This is a genomic window from Pseudomonas sp. Mb7, assembly GCF_054790525.1.
Window position 1 is genome coordinate 87,803 of record NZ_CP186501.1, and the last position, 15,012, is coordinate 102,814.

The 15,012-nt window shown below is 58.1% G+C and carries 13 protein-coding genes and 1 pseudogene; 10 read left to right on the forward strand and 4 right to left on the reverse strand.

Features of this window, described 5'->3' with window-relative positions:
• Nucleotides 1-101: 101 nt before the first annotated feature.
• A complete protein-coding gene (locus ACOYXH_RS00355; protein WP_258709238.1) occupies nucleotides 102-1,796 on the reverse strand; it encodes a lactate permease LctP family transporter in 1,695 nt (564 codons plus the stop codon).
• A gap of 262 nt (nucleotides 1,797-2,058) precedes the next feature.
• Here ACOYXH_RS00355 and ACOYXH_RS00360 point away from each other — a divergent pair, with 262 nt between their 5' ends.
• On the forward strand, nucleotides 2,059-2,826 hold the full coding sequence (locus ACOYXH_RS00360) for an FCD domain-containing protein (RefSeq protein ID WP_007915207.1): 768 nt from the start codon (nucleotides 2,059-2,061) through the stop codon (nucleotides 2,824-2,826).
• Nucleotides 2,827-2,929: 103 nt separating this feature from the next.
• Here the strand turns inward: ACOYXH_RS00360 and smpB are convergent, their stop codons facing one another.
• Nucleotides 2,930-3,412 (reverse strand): SsrA-binding protein SmpB, encoded by a 483-nt coding sequence (gene smpB, locus ACOYXH_RS00365; protein WP_007915208.1) that lies wholly within the window; start codon nucleotides 3,410-3,412, stop codon nucleotides 2,930-2,932.
• Between the two features lie 119 nt (nucleotides 3,413-3,531).
• Here smpB and ACOYXH_RS00370 point away from each other — a divergent pair, with 119 nt between their 5' ends.
• Genes ACOYXH_RS00370 through ACOYXH_RS00380 form a run of 3 tightly spaced genes read left to right on the forward strand, consistent with a single transcriptional unit; the run spans nucleotide 3,532 to nucleotide 5,684 of the window.
• Nucleotides 3,532-4,935 (forward strand): sodium-dependent transporter, encoded by a 1,404-nt coding sequence (locus tag ACOYXH_RS00370; RefSeq protein WP_093435729.1) that lies wholly within the window; start codon nucleotides 3,532-3,534, stop codon nucleotides 4,933-4,935.
• A gap of 7 nt (nucleotides 4,936-4,942) precedes the next feature.
• Entirely contained in the window at nucleotides 4,943-5,377 is a 435-nt protein-coding gene (locus ACOYXH_RS00375; RefSeq protein WP_003221509.1) for a type II toxin-antitoxin system RatA family toxin, read from the forward strand.
• Nucleotides 5,370-5,684 (forward strand): RnfH family protein, encoded by a 315-nt coding sequence (locus ACOYXH_RS00380; RefSeq protein WP_331694353.1) that lies wholly within the window; start codon nucleotides 5,370-5,372, stop codon nucleotides 5,682-5,684. The genes ACOYXH_RS00375 and ACOYXH_RS00380 overlap by 8 nt, the downstream gene beginning before the upstream one ends.
• 60 nt (nucleotides 5,685-5,744) lie before the next feature.
• Here ACOYXH_RS00380 and ACOYXH_RS00385 read toward each other — a convergent pair whose 3' ends face one another.
• On the reverse strand, nucleotides 5,745-6,272 hold the full coding sequence (locus tag ACOYXH_RS00385; RefSeq protein WP_123594493.1) for an outer membrane protein assembly factor BamE: 528 nt from the start codon (nucleotides 6,270-6,272) through the stop codon (nucleotides 5,745-5,747).
• Nucleotides 6,273-6,369: 97 nt separating this feature from the next.
• Between ACOYXH_RS00385 and fur the strand changes: the two genes are divergently transcribed.
• Nucleotides 6,370-6,774 (forward strand): ferric iron uptake transcriptional regulator, encoded by a 405-nt coding sequence (fur, locus tag ACOYXH_RS00390; protein ID WP_003221515.1) that lies wholly within the window; start codon nucleotides 6,370-6,372, stop codon nucleotides 6,772-6,774.
• A 75-nt stretch (nucleotides 6,775-6,849) separates the two neighbouring features.
• Here the strand turns inward: fur and recN are convergent, their stop codons facing one another.
• On the reverse strand, nucleotides 6,850-8,523 hold the full coding sequence (gene recN, locus ACOYXH_RS00395; RefSeq protein ID WP_460410173.1) for a DNA repair protein RecN: 1,674 nt from the start codon (nucleotides 8,521-8,523) through the stop codon (nucleotides 6,850-6,852).
• 240 nt (nucleotides 8,524-8,763) lie between these two features.
• Here recN and grpE point away from each other — a divergent pair, with 240 nt between their 5' ends.
• From grpE to carA, 5 genes and pseudogenes are all read left to right on the forward strand, one after another.
• The gene (grpE, locus tag ACOYXH_RS00400) at nucleotides 8,764-9,330 is read left to right on the forward strand and encodes a nucleotide exchange factor GrpE (protein ID WP_007915219.1); all 567 of its coding nucleotides are present in this window, start codon (nucleotides 8,764-8,766) and stop codon (nucleotides 9,328-9,330) included.
• A gap of 102 nt (nucleotides 9,331-9,432) precedes the next feature.
• Nucleotides 9,433-11,349: a molecular chaperone DnaK gene (gene dnaK / locus ACOYXH_RS00405; RefSeq protein ID WP_007915221.1), complete on the forward strand. Its 1,917-nt coding sequence runs from the start codon at nucleotides 9,433-9,435 to the stop codon at nucleotides 11,347-11,349.
• Between the two features lie 297 nt (nucleotides 11,350-11,646).
• Nucleotides 11,647-12,771, forward strand: a complete 1,125-nt coding sequence (dnaJ, locus tag ACOYXH_RS00410; RefSeq protein WP_016986506.1) for a molecular chaperone DnaJ — start codon at nucleotides 11,647-11,649, stop codon at nucleotides 12,769-12,771.
• A 9-nt stretch (nucleotides 12,772-12,780) separates the two neighbouring features.
• On the forward strand, nucleotides 12,781-13,587 hold the full coding sequence (dapB, locus tag ACOYXH_RS00415) for a 4-hydroxy-tetrahydrodipicolinate reductase (RefSeq protein ID WP_460410174.1): 807 nt from the start codon (nucleotides 12,781-12,783) through the stop codon (nucleotides 13,585-13,587).
• Nucleotides 13,588-13,844: 257 nt separating this feature from the next.
• Nucleotides 13,845-14,980 (forward strand): annotated as a pseudogene (carA, locus tag ACOYXH_RS00420) (glutamine-hydrolyzing carbamoyl-phosphate synthase small subunit).
• The last annotated feature ends 32 nt before the right edge of the window (nucleotides 14,981-15,012 follow it).

Here is a 15,012-nt window from a genome sequence, read left to right on the forward strand (position 1 = left end):
TATAAAGAGCGTTGCTTTCAGCAGCCTTACAGACCGGGTTGTGAATTGCTGACGCCGGCATCACGTAACCGGCGTCGGTTTTTTCCATGCTTCTTGTAGGTTTAGTGCACCAGCATGCCGGTGAACCAGTAGGCCTGAGCCAAGGTGATCAGACCGACAATCGTTGCAAAGAATAGGCTGTGCTTGAGGGTGAAGCGGAACAGATCCGATTCCTTGCCCACCAGTCCGGTCGCGGCGCAAGCCACGGCGATCGATTGTGGCGAGATCATCTTGCCGGTCACGCCGCCGCTGGTGTTCGCTGCCACCAGCAGGGTGTCGTTGACGCCGATCTGGTGAGCGGTGGTCGCCTGCAGCGAGCTGAACAGGGCGTTGGATGAAGTATCCGAACCGGTGAGGAATACGCCCAGCCAGCCGAGGAATGGCGAGAAGAACGGGAACGCTGCGCCCGTACCGGCCAGCACCAGCGCCATGGTCGAAGACATGCCGGAGTAGTTGGTGACGAAGGCGAACGCCAGCACCATGCCGATCGACAGGATTGGCCAGCGCAGTTCGTAGAAGGTCTCTTTCAAAGTGGTCAGACCAGTTTTGAAATTGATCTTCAAGACCAGCATCGAGATCAGCGCGGAGAAGAAAATCGCCGTGCCGGTCGCGGAAATCGGATCGAGTTTGAACACCGCTGGAATGGCAGTCGGGACGGCTACGATCGGTGCGGTTTTGATCACTAATTGATCAAGGTGTGGGATCGCGAAGTTGAACACCCAGCTGTACATCGAACCGCCAGCGGCGAACATCGCCTTGAAAGGCTTCAGCGTCCAGATCGTTACCAGCACGGTGAGGATCAGGAACGGTGACCAGGCTTTGAAAATTTCCCCGAGGCTGTAAGGCGACGCCACGGTGGTGCGCTTCTGGCCGAAACCGCCGACGCTGGCGGTGATCGCTGCGCTCGACGTGGCGCCGGCGATTTGCGCGCCTGCGGTGCGTTTTGGCTGCCAGATTTTCAGGAACAGGGTCAGCGATATCAGGCTGGCCAGCGCCGAGGTGATGTCCGGCAATTCTGGCCCAATGAAGTTCGAGGTGAAGTATTGGGTGATGGCGAAGCTCAGGCCCGCAACCAACGCCGCTGGCCAAGTTTCACGTACGCCGCGCAGGCCGTCCATCATGAACACCAGCCAGAACGGCACGAACAGCGACAGCAGCGGCAGTTGGCGACCGGTCATGGCGCCGATCTTGAACGCGTCGATACCGGTGACTTGGCCGGCGACGATGATCGGGATCCCCAGTGCACCGAACGCTACCGGTGCGGTGTTGGCGATCAGGCACAGGCCAGCGGCGTACAGGGGGTTGAAGCCCAGTCCGACCAGCAACGCGGCAGTAATCGCCACGGGTGCGCCGAAACCGGCGGCACCTTCCAGGAACGCTCCGAAGCAGAAACCGATCAGCAGCACTTGCAGGCGCTGGTCGTCAGTAATCGATAACACCGAGCTGCGAATGACCTCGAACTGACCACTTTTGACCGTCAGTTTGTAGAGGAACACCGCCGCGACAATGATCCAGGCAATCGGCCACAGGCCGTAGGCGAAGCCATACCCGGCAGCGGCGAAGGCCATGTCGACCGGCATGTGGAACGCGAAGATCGCCACGGCAATCGACAGGCCGAGGGTGATGCTCCCGGCCACATGGCCTTTGAGGCGGAACACCGCCAATGCGAGGAAAAAGAACACGATGGGAATGACGGCCGCGAGTGCGGACACGCCGAGACTGCCGAGCGGGCTGTAGAGCTGTTGCCAGGTTTGCATATGAGGTGGCCCCTAATTGTTGTTGGTCAGGCACTGTCAGCGTTCTTGGATAATTGGTAAGACCAATTTACAATCGCTGTTGGCTAGGGTAAAAGCCTTGGTGTCGGTGTGTCAATTTGTCGCCCTGAAACTTTTGTCGAACAAGCGGTGCAGATCGCATCTGATCTGGTTTGCGCAAGTGGTGTCTGGTAGGTGTCGGCAAGGCGCCGATAGGCCAGAATAGAGAGCCCGGCGAGCGGTCGGGATCGTGGAGAAATGAGTTATGGGGTTTGATCAGATACGTCAGCGCCGTTTGTCTGACGATATTGTCGAGCGACTTGAGGGGATGATCCTTGAGGGCACACTGAAGTCCGGCGAACGGCTGCCGGCGGAGCGCACGCTCGCCGAACAATTTGGCGTATCACGGCCGTCGCTGCGCGAAGCGATTCAGAAACTTGCGGCCAAGGGGTTGCTGGTCAGTCGTCAGGGTGGCGGCAACTATGTGGTGGAAAGTCTGGGTTCGACGTTCAGTGATCCGCTGTTGCAGCTGCTTGAAAGCAACCCCGAGGCACAACGCGATCTACTGGAGTTTCGGCATACTTTGGAGGCATCGTGCGCCTATTACGCCGCATTGCGCGCCACCGATGTCGATCGTGAGCGGCTGACCGCCGCGTTTGAAGAGCTGCAGGACTGCTATTCGCGTCACGATGAAGTCAGCCGGGCGGAGGAGGGCGCGGCGGATGCGAAATTCCACCTGGCGATTGCTGAAGCCAGTCATAACGCGGTGTTGCTGCACACCATTCGTGGCTTGTTTGATCTGCTCAAGCGTAACGTCGTTACCAACATCGGCGGCATGTATAAGCAGCGCACGGAAACCCGCGACATGCTGATCACCCAGCATCGGGAATTGTATCTGGCGATTATTGAAGGTCGCGCGGAGCAGGCGCGAGAAGTCTCCAGCCGACATATCTTGTATGTGCAGGAAGTGCTGGAAGAGGTGCGGCAAGAGGTTCAGCGCATGGCCCGGGCGGAGCGGCGCAAGGGGATGTGATTTTCAAAGCAAAAGATCGCAGCCTGCGACAGCGCCTACATTGGAATATGTATTCCCCTGTAGGCGCTGTCGCAGGCCGCGATCTTTGCTTTCGGGGGGAAGACTAGTCTTCCTTGCCCTTGTTGCGCACCGCGCGCTGCAATTCACGACCAGCATCGCGCTCGCGCTCGGTATCACGCTTGTCGTATTCCTTCTTGCCCTTGCCCAGAGCAATTTCGCACTTGACCATGTGCTTGCTCCAGTACCAGGACAGGCAGACGCAGGCGTAACCCTTTTGCTGCACAGCGGCGGCGAGCTTTTCCAGCTCGCGGCGGTTGAGCAGCAATTTGCGTGTGCGCACCGGGTCAGCGATGACGTGGGTACTTGCGGTCATCAGAGGCGTGATGTGGCTGCCGAGCAACCATGCTTCGCCATCCTTGAGCAGAACGTAGCTGTCGACCAGCTGTAGCTTGCTTGCCCGCAGACTTTTTACTTCCCAGCCGGCCAGGACCAGACCAGCCTCGAACTTGTGCTCGATGAAGTAATCGTGTCGCGCCTTTTTGTTCTGCGCGATGGTCCCTGTTGGGTGTTTCTTCTGTTTAGCCATAGGGGCGGCATTATATGGAGATAAACCGCCGTCGGCTACGGTGATGCTGCGTGCTTGAGCAGGTTGAGTGAATCCCGGACAATGCGGCCTCTTTTTCTAACGCTTGGGCGTGATAAACGATGTCGACAGACAAGGTTTCTGTCCACGGCAGTTGGGCTAGCCGCTGGGTATTCATACTCGCCGCGACCGGTTCGGCCGTGGGACTGGGTAGTATCTGGAAGTTCCCCTACATGGTCGGGGTCTACGGCGGCGGCGCCTTTGTGCTGATGTTTCTGGCGTGCATCGCGCTGATCGGCATCCCGGTCATGCTCGCTGAAACCCTGATCGGCCGGCGCGCCCGCCAGAGTCCGGCGAACGCCTTGAAGGTGCTGGCACTGGAAGCCGGGCACTCGGGCAAATGGTCGTGGGGCGCATTTGCCGGGATGATCACGGCATTGTTGATCCTGTCTTTCTATAGTGTGGTCGGCGGCTGGTCGCTCGACTACATTGTCGATATGGGTCGCGGCGACTTCCAGGGCGCCACAGCCGATCAAGTCGGCGCTTATTTCGGCAATGTCATCTCCAATCCATGGCGTCTGACACTTTGGCATACGATTTTCATGCTGCTGTCGGCATTCGTCATCGCCAAGGGGGTGGTCGCCGGGCTTGAGCGCAGCCTGCGCATCATGATGCCGCTGCTGTTCGTGATGATTCTGGTGTTGCTGGGTTACAGCATGACCACCGGGCATTTCATGGAAGGCGTGCATTTCATGTTCGACTTCCACCCGGAAAAAGTCCTCGACGGCTTGTTGCCGGCCATGGGGCACGCGTTCTTCTCGCTGAGCGTCGGTGTCGGTTCGATCATGATCTACGGTGCTTATATGCCGAAGAGTTCATCGTTGTCGGGCACCGTTGTCGGCGTGGCACTGCTCGATACCTTTGTTTCGCTGATCGCCGGTCTGGCCTTGTTCCCGATTGTATTTGCCGGAGGCCTGAACCCTAGCGAAGGGCCGGGGCTGATGTTCGTCAGTCTGCCATTTGCCTTTGGTAACGTGGCGTTCGGTCAGTTGATGGGCGTGGTGTTCTTTGTGCTGGTGGCGATCGCTGCTTGGAGTTCGGCGATCTCCCTTCTGGAGCCGATGGTTGCCTATCTGGTTGAGCGGACCAAAGTCAGCCGCGCGTGGGTGACTTTCTGGCTTGCCTTCACTTGCTGGTTCGTCGGTCTGGGCACGGTGTTCTCCTTCAATATCTGGAAGGAAGCCAAATTTTTCGTGAACGAAGGCGGGATGTTCCACCTCTACCAATGGGGTGCGCAGAGCGGTCTGGACTTCTTTGGTGTGATCGATTTCTTCACCTCACGGATCATGCTGCCGCTCGGTGGCCTGTGTTTCGTGCTGTTTGCCGGATGGGTGATGGGGCGTGAAGCGGTACGCGACGAGTTGTCGATCCGCAATCCGCTACTGTTCGCCCTGTCTTTGTTCTTGATGCGCTACGTGGCGCCCATCGGCATTCTTGTAGTGTTTGCCGCTCAGCTCTGGAAGTAACGCTCACATGACGACACATATTCAACGATCGGCGTTGCTGCCGTACCCGGCGCAATTTCTCTATGACTTGGTCAACGACGTGGCGCGCTACCCGGAATTTCTGCCGTGGTGCTCCTCGGCGGAAGTGCTGGAAAGCTCGCCGGAGCATATGCGCGCCAGTGTTGGCGTAGCCAAGGGCGGGCTCAGTCAGCATTTCGTGACGCGTAATACGCTGGTGCCGGGGCAGTCGATTGAAATGAACCTGGAAGAAGGCCCGTTCAATCAGTTGCACGGCGTCTGGGTGTTCAAGGCTTTGAACGAGAAGGCCTGCAAGATCAGTCTGGATCTGTCGTTCGATTACGCCGGGCCGCTAGTGCGCGCGACGTTGGGGCCGCTGTTCAATCAGGCTGCGAATACGCTAGTGGACGCGTTCTGCCAGCGCGCCAAGCAGATGCATGGTTGAGTCGGTGATCGAGATAGAGGTGGTATACGCGGCCGTGGATCGTCAGGTATTGCGCTCATTCAGCGTCAATGAAGGCGCGACGGTGCGGGCTGCGGTGTTTGTATCGGGTATTGGTAGCGAGTTTCCTGAGCTGAATCTGGCGGAGTGTCCGTTGGGTATCTTCGGCAAAGTGGTGGCTGACCCGGATACGCGGGTGATTGAGGCAGGGGAGCGCATCGAGATTTATCGTCCATTGCTGGCCGATCCGAAAGAGGTACGACGCTTGCGGGCCGCCAAGGCTGCCGAAGCCAAAGCGCGAAACGCGTAAAAAGCCAAATCGCAGGCAATAAAAAACCCGGAATTTCCGGGTTTTTTATTGCGTCGCAAATTATTGCGGCGAGGTGTCCAGCGGCTCTGGTGTCGGAACCGGAACGGTTTCTACACCATCGACGTCCTTCTGGATCTGATCCAGCAAGGAACCTGGCTTGACCGGTTTTTCCGGTTTTGGCTTCTCGGCGTTTTCAGCAGGAGCGGTCACGGTCGTGCCATTGTCCTTGCCGAGAATGGCTTCATCACGGCTTACGCCCGGCATAAAGTCACCGGACAGGCTGACAAGCTGGTCGTTTGAGTTGAAAATAACGCTGACGCGTTCCTGTTGGCGTTCACCGCCACCCGGTTGCAGGCTGTACAGATAATCCCAGCGATCGGCATGGAACGTGTCGACAAGCAGAGGGTTACCCATGATAAACCGTACTTGCGGCCGGGTCATTCCCGGGCGTAACTGGTCTATCATGTCCTGCGTGACGACATTGCCCTGCTGGATGTCGATTTTGTAAACCCCGGGGAATGAACAACCGGCGAGTGCGAGCAGTCCCACAAAGGTGAAACTGGTTAGCAAGAGCTTGGTGTTTTGCATCGGTGGGCGACTTCCACTATCTTGGCTGGGACAACGTAAACGCCGATCATACCCGCATTAAGAGAAGCTGCGAAGCAGCATCGCGAGAAAGCTGACCATGGTTGAAAATAGCGAACTACGCAAAGCCGGCCTCAAAGTGACCCTGCCACGGGTCAAGATCCTGCAAATGCTCGACTCTACCGAGCAGCGTCACATGAGTGCCGAGGACGTCTACAAGGCGTTGATGGAAGCTGGCGAGGACGTCGGTCTGGCCACGGTTTACCGTGTTCTGACCCAGTTCGAAGCCGCTGGCCTCGTGGTCCGTCACAACTTCGACGGCGGCCACGCGGTATTCGAGTTGGCCGACGGTGGCCACCATGACCATATGGTCAACGTGGAAACCGGTGAAGTCGTCGAATTCGTCAGCCCGGAAATCGAAAAGCTCCAGAAGGCAATTGCCGAGGAGCACGGTGTTGATCTGGTAGATCACAACCTGGTGCTGTACGTGCGCAAGAAAAAGTAAGCATGTCGCGCGAATTTCACATTCGCGAAACGAACGAAGGCGACCCAAGGGTCGCCTTCGTGCTTTCTGTGGTTGTCAAACCTTGACGGTGACGACCATTTTTTTCGCGTGAGCCAGGGACTCCTTGGTCAGATCGATGCCGCCGAGCATGCGCGCCACTTCTTCTATACGGTCGTTCTTGCTCAGTTTGGAAACGGCGGTGTGAGTCGCCTCTTCACCGCGCACCTTATGCACGAACAGATGTTGATGGCCTTGCGCTGCCACTTGCGGCAAGTGTGTCACGGTCAATACCTGGCCGCGATCGCCGAGACGGCGCAACAGTTGGCCGACAATTTCAGCCGTCGGGCCACCGATGCCGACGTCCACTTCGTCGAATACCAGTGTCGGAACACGGGATGTCTGCGCGGTGATCACCTGAATCGCCAGGCTGATCCGTGACAGCTCGCCGCCGGAAGCGACTTTTGCCAGCGCCTTTAGCGGCTGGCCCGGGTTGGCGCTGACCAGTAATTCGACCTGTTCCAGTCCGTTGGGCAGCAGTTCGTCGCTGCTGTTGGCCTTCAATTCGATAGTGAAGCGACCACCCGGCATGCCCAGTCGTTGAATTTCCTGCTCAACCGCACTGGCGAGACTGCCGGCAGCCTGATGCCGCAAATCGCTCAGTTCTCGCGCCTTCTCTTGATAGTGGCGGGCATACGAGGCCAGCTCATCACCCAGGCGCTCGATGGATTCGTCGTTGGCGTTGAGGGTTTCGATCTCATCCAGCAGTTTTTGCTGCATTTCGCCGACTTCGGTGGGTTGAATTCGATGCTTGCGTGCCAGCGTGTAGATCGCGTCGAGACGCTCTTCCAGGTATTGCAGGCGCGCCGGATCGGCATCGAAGTTGTCGAGGAAGCGATTGAGTTCGCCAACGGCCTCTTCGACCTGGATTTGTGCGCTGGTCAGCAGGCTGCTGGCTTCGCCCAGTGCGCCGACGGAATTGTTCACGCTCGACAGGCGATTAAGGCTGGCAGTCAGTGCATTCAATACATTGCCGGAATCGCTTTCGCTGCATTGTTCGACCACTTGCCGACAAATGCCCAGCAGGGTTTCTGCGTTGGTCAGGTTTTTGTGTTCCTGCTCCAGTTGCTCCAGCTCGTTATCACCGAGACCGAGGTTTTCCAGCTCTTCAAGCTGATAGCTGAGCAATTGGTGGCGCGCGCGTTGTTCATCACCGGAGTTGGAGAGGCGCTCGAGTTCCTGGCGAGTCTGGCGCCAGCGCTGGGCGGCGAGTTGAACCTGGCGGGCCAGATCGGTAGCGCCGGCGTACTCGTCCAGCAAGCGGCGATGAGTATCGGTTTTCAGCAGGGACTGATGTTCATGCTGGCTGTGGATATCGATCAACAATTCGCCCAGCGACTTGAGATCGCCCAGCGGGCAAGGGGTGCCGTTGATGTAGCCGCGCGAACGACCTTCGCTGGTAATCACACGACGCAAGATGCACGGCCCATCGGACTCCAGATCGCGCTCGGCCAGCCATGCGCTGGCTTCAGGAATGTCAGCCAGATCGAAGGTCGCGAGGATGTCGGCCTTGTCGGCGCCGGGGCGTACCACGCCGCTGTCGGCACGATCGCCGAGGGTCAGGCCCAGCGCGTCGAGCATGATCGACTTGCCGGCGCCGGTTTCACCCGTGATCACGCTCATCCCGCGATCGAGTTCGAGATCGAGATGTTCAACGATGGCGTAGTTATGTACGGACAGGTGCACCAGCATAAAGGCCGCTCCCAGGCTTTAGGTCTGGTTATTTATACAGTGTTTTGTTTCAGGCTGACAATGCCCTCCCTTAGCTCGATTTGCTTGAACCTCAAATCTGCTTAGCGCATTGAGGAATGAAGATTCGACACTTTTTTGTAGGGTTAATGTTTGCAGGCCCTTGAAGCCTGATTTTGCGGCCCCATATATCGGGGCAGAAGCGCGAGTCAGGCTCGCGGACGAAATTGAAAGGAGAATTCTATGGCTGACGAACAGACAGTAGATACGCAAAACCCAGAAGCCAATCAGGCGCCCGAAGGTTCGGGTGATGACCTGGCGACCCGTGTACAAGTGCTCGAAGAGCAATTGGCCGCCGCGCAGGATCAATCTCTGCGTGTTGCTGCCGATCTGCAGAACGTCCGTCGCCGTGCTGAGCAGGACGTCGAGAAGGCGCACAAGTTTGCCCTGGAAAAATTCGCTGGCGACCTGTTGCCGATCGTCGACAGCCTGGAGCGCGGCCTCGAGCTGTCGAACCCGGACGACGAAAGCATTCGTCCGATGCGTGAAGGCATCGAGCTGACGCTGAAAATGTTCCACGACACGCTCAAGCGTTATCAGCTGGAAGCGATCGACCCGCATGGCGAACCGTTCAACGCCGTTCAGCATCAGGCGATGGCCATGCAAGAAAGCGCCGACGTAGAACCGAACAGCGTTCTGAAGGTGTTCCAGAAGGGCTACCAGCTCAACGGTCGCCTGCTGCGTCCGGCCATGGTTGTGGTCAGCAAGGCGCCTGCGCCAATTTCGCCTTCGATTGACGAGAAGGCTTGAAATTAGCCGCAAGGCCCCCATTTAGAAGTCAAGCGTTTAAGTATTACCGCAGTCAGCCACCACTACTGCGGCAAAAAAATCCAAAGTTTCGGGAGAGTTAACATGGGCAAAATTATCGGTATCGACCTGGGGACTACCAACTCCTGCGTCTCCGTGCTGGAAAACGGCAAAGCAAAAGTTATCGAAAACGCTGAAGGCGCGCGTACCACGCCGTCGATCATCGCTTACGCCAACGATGGCGAAATCCTGGTAGGTCAGTCGGCCAAGCGTCAGGCTGTGACCAACCCGCACAACACCCTGTACGCAGTAAAGCGTCTGATCGGTCGTCGCTTCGACGAAGAAGTTGTGCAGAAAGACATCCAGATGGTCCCTTACAAGATCGTCAAGGCTGACAACAACGACGCCTGGGTTGAAGTGAACGGCCAGAAAATGGCGCCGCCACAAATCTCGGCTGAAATTCTGAAGAAGATGAAGAAGACCGCCGAAGACTACCTCGGCGAGACCGTGACCGAAGCGGTCATCACCGTTCCGGCCTACTTCAACGACAGTCAGCGTCAGGCGACCAAAGACGCCGGCCGCATCGCGGGTCTGGACGTAAAACGTATCATCAACGAACCAACCGCAGCCGCTCTGGCTTACGGTATGGACAAGGCCAAGGGCGATCACACCGTGATCGTTTATGACCTGGGTGGCGGTACTTTCGACGTTTCCGTGATCGAGATCGCTGAAGTTGATGGCGAGCACCAGTTCGAAGTTCTGGCCACCAACGGTGACACGTTCCTCGGCGGTGAAGACTTTGACATTCGTCTGATCGACTACCTCGTTGACGAATTCAAGAAAGAAAGCGGCATGAACCTCAAAGGTGATCCGCTGGCCATGCAGCGCCTGAAAGAAGCCGCTGAGAAAGCCAAGATCGAGCTGTCGTCCGCTCAGTCGACCGACGTCAACCTGCCGTACATCACTGCAGACGCGACCGGTCCTAAGCACCTGAACGTGAAGATCTCGCGTGCCAAGCTCGAAGCACTGGTTGAAGACCTGGTTCAGCGCACCATCGAACCTTGCCGCATCGCCATGAAAGATGCTGGTCTGGACGTTGGCGCGATCAACGACGTGATTCTGGTCGGTGGTCAGACCCGTATGCCGCTAGTGCAGAAGCTGGTTACTGATTTCTTCGGTAAAGAAGCTCGCAAAGACGTTAACCCGGACGAAGCTGTTGCCATGGGTGCTGCGATTCAGGGCGCCGTTCTGGCTGGTGACGTGAAAGACGTTCTGCTGCTCGACGTCAGCCCGCTGACCCTGGGTATCGAAACCATGGGTGGCGTGATGACCGCGCTGATCGAGAAAAACACCACGATTCCTACCAAGAAATCGCAAGTGTTCTCGACTGCTGACGACAACCAGGGCGCTGTGACCATTCACGTGCTGCAGGGCGAGCGTAAGCAAGCCACTCAGAACAAGTCCCTGGGCAAGTTCGACCTGGCCGACATTCCACCTGCTCCACGTGGCGTGCCGCAGATCGAAGTGACCTTCGACATCGACGCTAACGGCATCCTGCACGTTGGTGCGAAAGACAAGGCTACCGGCAAGACCCAGTCGATCGTGATCAAGGCCAACTCCGGTCTGTCCGACGAAGAAATCGAGCGCATGGTGCGTGACGCCGAAGCCAACGCTGAGGAAGACCGCAAGTTCGAAGAGCTGGCCGCTGCCCGTAACCAGGGTGACGCACTGGTTCACTCGACGCGCAAAATGATTGCTGACGCGGGCGACAAAGTCACCGCCGAAGAGAAGACTGCGATCGAAGCCGCTGTGGTTGCTCTGGAAGCCGCTGTCAAAGGCGACGACAAGGCTGCTATCGAAGCGAAGGTTGAAGAGCTGTCGAAAGTCTCCGCTCCGGTTGCTCAGAAGATGTACGCCGAACAGGCTCAGCCAGCTGATGGCGCAGCCCCGCAAGGCGAATCGGCTGAGAAGGCTGACGACGTTGTCGATGCAGAGTTCGAAGAAGTCAAAGACCACAAGTAAGTTGTTGGTCGGCCGGTTGACTGCCTTTAGGCAGTGACTGGTAGGATGTCGCCGCGCGGGAGCTAGCTCCCGCGTTGGCGTATCTGGAATACGCGAATTTTTACAGCATGCGACAAGGTTCGGATGTTGGCGGTATGGCCGGGAATGCTCCTGCTTTTCGCGCTGAAAGTACCGCAAGAAACAAAGACCAGGATCGTTGAATTGACGTGAGTTGGGTCCGGGCCTGTATTGGGGCTCAACGAGTTTGGCGATCCTCAGGAGGGGTTTGCTGAACGTCCTCAAGAGTGCAGAAGACTTATGGCAAAGCGTGACTATTACGAAGTGTTGGGTGTTGAGCGTGGCTCAAGCGATGCGGACCTGAAAAAGGCTTACCGTCGTCTGGCGATGAAGCACCACCCGGACCGTAATCCCGATGACAAAGCGTCGGAAGAAATGTTCAAAGAGGCCAATGAGGCCTATGAAGTACTGTCCGATTCCAGCAAGCGTGCGGCGTACGACCAGTACGGTCATGCCGGCGTCGACCCGAGCATGGGTGGCGGCGGTGCCGGTTTCGGCGGTCAGAACTTCTCGGACATCTTTGGTGATGTCTTCAGTGATTTCTTCGGTGGCGGTCGCGGCGGTTCCCGTGGCGGCGCTCAGCGTGGCAGCGACTTGCGCTACACCCTGGAGCTGAATCTGGAAGAAGCGGTGCGCGGTACGTCGGTGAATATCCGCGTTCCGACACTGGTCAACTGCAAGCCGTGCGACGGTTCGGGTGCCAAGAAAGGTTCCTCGCCTTCGACTTGCCCGACCTGTGGTGGCATTGGTCAGGTGCGCATGCAGCAGGGCTTCTTCTCGGTGCAGCAGACCTGCCCGCGTTGCCATGGCCAAGGCAAGATCATTTCCGATCCGTGCGATTCCTGCCACGGTGACGGTCGCGTTGAAGAGTACAAAACCCTGTCGGTCAAAGTGCCGGCCGGCGTCGACACCGGCGACCGCATTCGTCTGTCCGGCGAAGGCGAGGCGGGCACGCAAGGTGGTCCGACGGGCGACCTGTATGTGGTCATCAATGTCCGCGAGCACGACATCTTTCAGCGCGATGGCAAGCATCTGTTCTGCGAAGTGCCGATCAGCTTCGTCGATGCGGCACTGGGCGGCGAGCTGGAAATTCCGACCCTCGACGGTCGCGTCAAACTGAAAATCCCCGAAGGCACTCAGACCGGCAAGCAGTTCCGTGTACGCGGCAAAGGCGTTGCGCCGGTGCGTGGCGGTGGTGCGGGCGACTTGATGTGCCGTGTCGCGGTTGAAACGCCGGTCAATCTGAACCGTCGTCAGCGCGAACTGCTGGAAGAGTTCCGCAGCTCGCTGGCGGACGACAATAGCCATTCGCCAAAAACCACCGGTTGGTTCGACGGTGTGAAGCGCTTCTTCGGCGATCTGTAAGGAGTCGGCATGCGACGTATAGCTGTGATGGGCGCTGCTGGGCGCATGGGTAAGATTCTGGTCGAGGCCGTGCAGCAACGCGCGCCGCTGACCGGTTTGACCGCCGCTGTGGTCCGTCCGGGCAGCACGCTGATCGGCGTCGATGCCGGTGAGCTGGCCTCGCTGGGTCGCATCGGCGTGCCGTTGTCCGGGCATATCGAGGCTGTGGCTGAAGAGTTCGATGTATTGATCGACTTCACCCTGCCGGAAGTGATGCTGAAAAACCTCGCGTTCTGCCGCAAGGCCGGCAAGGCGATGGTCATCGGCACCACCGGGCTGGACGCGGCGCAAAAGCAGCTGCTGGTCGAGGCGGGCAGGGATATTCCGATCGTGTTCGCGGCCAACTTCAGTGTCGGCGTCAATCTGTCGCTGAAACTGCTCGATATGGCGGCGCGCGTGCTGGGTGATGAGGCGGATATCGAAATCATCGAAGCGCATCACCGGCACAAGATCGATGCGCCGTCGGGTACGGCGTTGCGCATGGGTGAAGTGATCGCCAGTGCACTGGATCGTGATTTGCAGAAAGTCGCGGTGTACGGTCGTGAGGGTCATACCGGCGCTCGTGAGCGTGAAACCATCGGCTTCGCCACCGTGCGTGGTGGTGATGTGGTGGGTGATCACACCGTGTTGTTCGCCTGCGAAGGTGAGCGCCTGGAGATCACGCACAAGGCGTCTAGCCGTATGACGTTCGCCAAGGGCGCGGTGCGTGCCGCGCTGTGGCTGGATGGTCGCGAGCCGGGTCTGTATGACATGCAAGACGTGCTTGACCTGCGTTGATACACTGCTGAACCCGGCGCAAACGCCCTGTTTGCGCTGGTTTTTCTCCGCTCGGCGACGACCTGTCGCATTCTCCGGCCTTTTAGGCTCTTTAGCGGTGGACCAAAAAAGCCTTTTTCTGTAAGCTACAGCTTTAGTGTGTCCACTAAAAGCGCGCAGAATAATTCAGTGAAGAAGCGGGGTGACGTGTCCATACGTCACTCCGCTTTTTTACAACCTGCGATCGCCCTTTCATGCGTTATTTACGGGAGGTCTTCTTGACTAAGCCAGCCATACTTGCCCTTGCTGATGGCAGCATTTTTCGCGGCGAAGCCATTGGTGCCGACGGTCAAACCGTTGGTGAGGTGGTGTTCAACACCGCAATGACCGGCTATCAGGAAATCCTTACCGATCCTTCCTACGCCCAACAGATCGTTACCCTGACTTACCCGCACATCGGCAACACCGGCACCACGCCGGAAGATGCCGAGTCCGACCGCGTCTGGTCCGCTGGCCTGGTCATTCGTGACCTGCCGCTGGTAGCGAGCAACTGGCGTAACACGATGTCCCTGTCCGACTACCTGAAAGCCAACAACGTTGTGGCAATCGCCGGTATCGACACCCGTCGCCTGACCCGCATCTTGCGTGAAAAAGGCGCACAGAACGGCTGCATCATGGCCGGCGACAACATCTCCGAAGAAGCGGCCATCGCCGCTGCGCAAGGCTTCCCGGGCCTGAAAGGCATGGATCTGGCGAAAGTCGTCAGCACCAAGACTCAATACGAGTGGCGCTCGACTGTCTGGGATCTGAAAACCGACAGCCACGCGACCATCGACGCTTCCGAGCTGCCTTACCACGTGGTTGCCTACGACTACGGCGTCAAGGTCAACATCCTGCGCATGCTGGTTGAGCGCGGCTGCCGCGTCACCGTCGTACCTGCGCAGACGCCTGCCGCTGATGTGCTGGCACTGAAGCCGGACGGCGTGTTCCTGTCCAACGGCCCTGGTGATCCAGAGCCATGCGACTACGCGATCAAGGCGATCAAGGAAGTGCTGGAAACCGAAATTCCGGTATTCGGCATCTGCCTCGGTCACCAACTGCTGGCTCTGGCCTCCGGCGCCAAGACCCTGAAAATGGGCCACGGCCACCACGGTGCCAACCACCCGGTGCAGGATCTGGACACTGGCGTCGTGATGATCACCAGCCAGAACCACGGTTTTGCGGTAGACGAAGAAACCCTGCCAGCCAACGTGCGTGCGATCCACAAATCGCTGTTCGACGGCACCCTGCAAGGCATCGAGCGCACCGACAAGAGCGCGTTCAGCTTCCAGGGCCACCCTGAAGCGGCCCGGGCCCGAACGATGTCGCGCCACTGTTCGACCGCTTCATCAACGAGATGGCCAAGCGACGCTAAGCGTTCGCCTTGAGACTGTAGAGAGAAGCCCT

Bases quoted from the DNA above. Each gene is read 5' to 3' on its own strand.
- ACOYXH_RS00355 (WP_258709238.1), bottom strand. From the start codon at position 1,796: ATGCAAACCTGGCAACAGCTCTACAGCCCGCTCGGCAGTCTCGGCGTG.
- ACOYXH_RS00360 (WP_007915207.1), top strand. From the start codon at position 2,059: ATGGGGTTTGATCAGATACGTCAGCGCCGTTTGTCTGACGATATTGTC.
- smpB (WP_007915208.1), bottom strand. From the start codon at position 3,412: ATGGCTAAACAGAAGAAACACCCAACAGGGACCATCGCGCAGAACAAA.
- ACOYXH_RS00370 (WP_093435729.1), top strand. From the start codon at position 3,532: ATGTCGACAGACAAGGTTTCTGTCCACGGCAGTTGGGCTAGCCGCTGG.
- ACOYXH_RS00375 (WP_003221509.1), top strand. From the start codon at position 4,943: ATGACGACACATATTCAACGATCGGCGTTGCTGCCGTACCCGGCGCAA.
- ACOYXH_RS00380 (WP_331694353.1), top strand. From the start codon at position 5,370: ATGGTTGAGTCGGTGATCGAGATAGAGGTGGTATACGCGGCCGTGGAT.
- ACOYXH_RS00385 (WP_123594493.1), bottom strand. From the start codon at position 6,272: ATGCAAAACACCAAGCTCTTGCTAACCAGTTTCACCTTTGTGGGACTG.
- fur (WP_003221515.1), top strand. From the start codon at position 6,370: ATGGTTGAAAATAGCGAACTACGCAAAGCCGGCCTCAAAGTGACCCTG.
- recN (WP_460410173.1), bottom strand. From the start codon at position 8,523: ATGCTGGTGCACCTGTCCGTACATAACTACGCCATCGTTGAACATCTC.
- grpE (WP_007915219.1), top strand. From the start codon at position 8,764: ATGGCTGACGAACAGACAGTAGATACGCAAAACCCAGAAGCCAATCAG.
- dnaK (WP_007915221.1), top strand. From the start codon at position 9,433: ATGGGCAAAATTATCGGTATCGACCTGGGGACTACCAACTCCTGCGTC.
- dnaJ (WP_016986506.1), top strand. From the start codon at position 11,647: ATGGCAAAGCGTGACTATTACGAAGTGTTGGGTGTTGAGCGTGGCTCA.
- dapB (WP_460410174.1), top strand. From the start codon at position 12,781: ATGCGACGTATAGCTGTGATGGGCGCTGCTGGGCGCATGGGTAAGATT.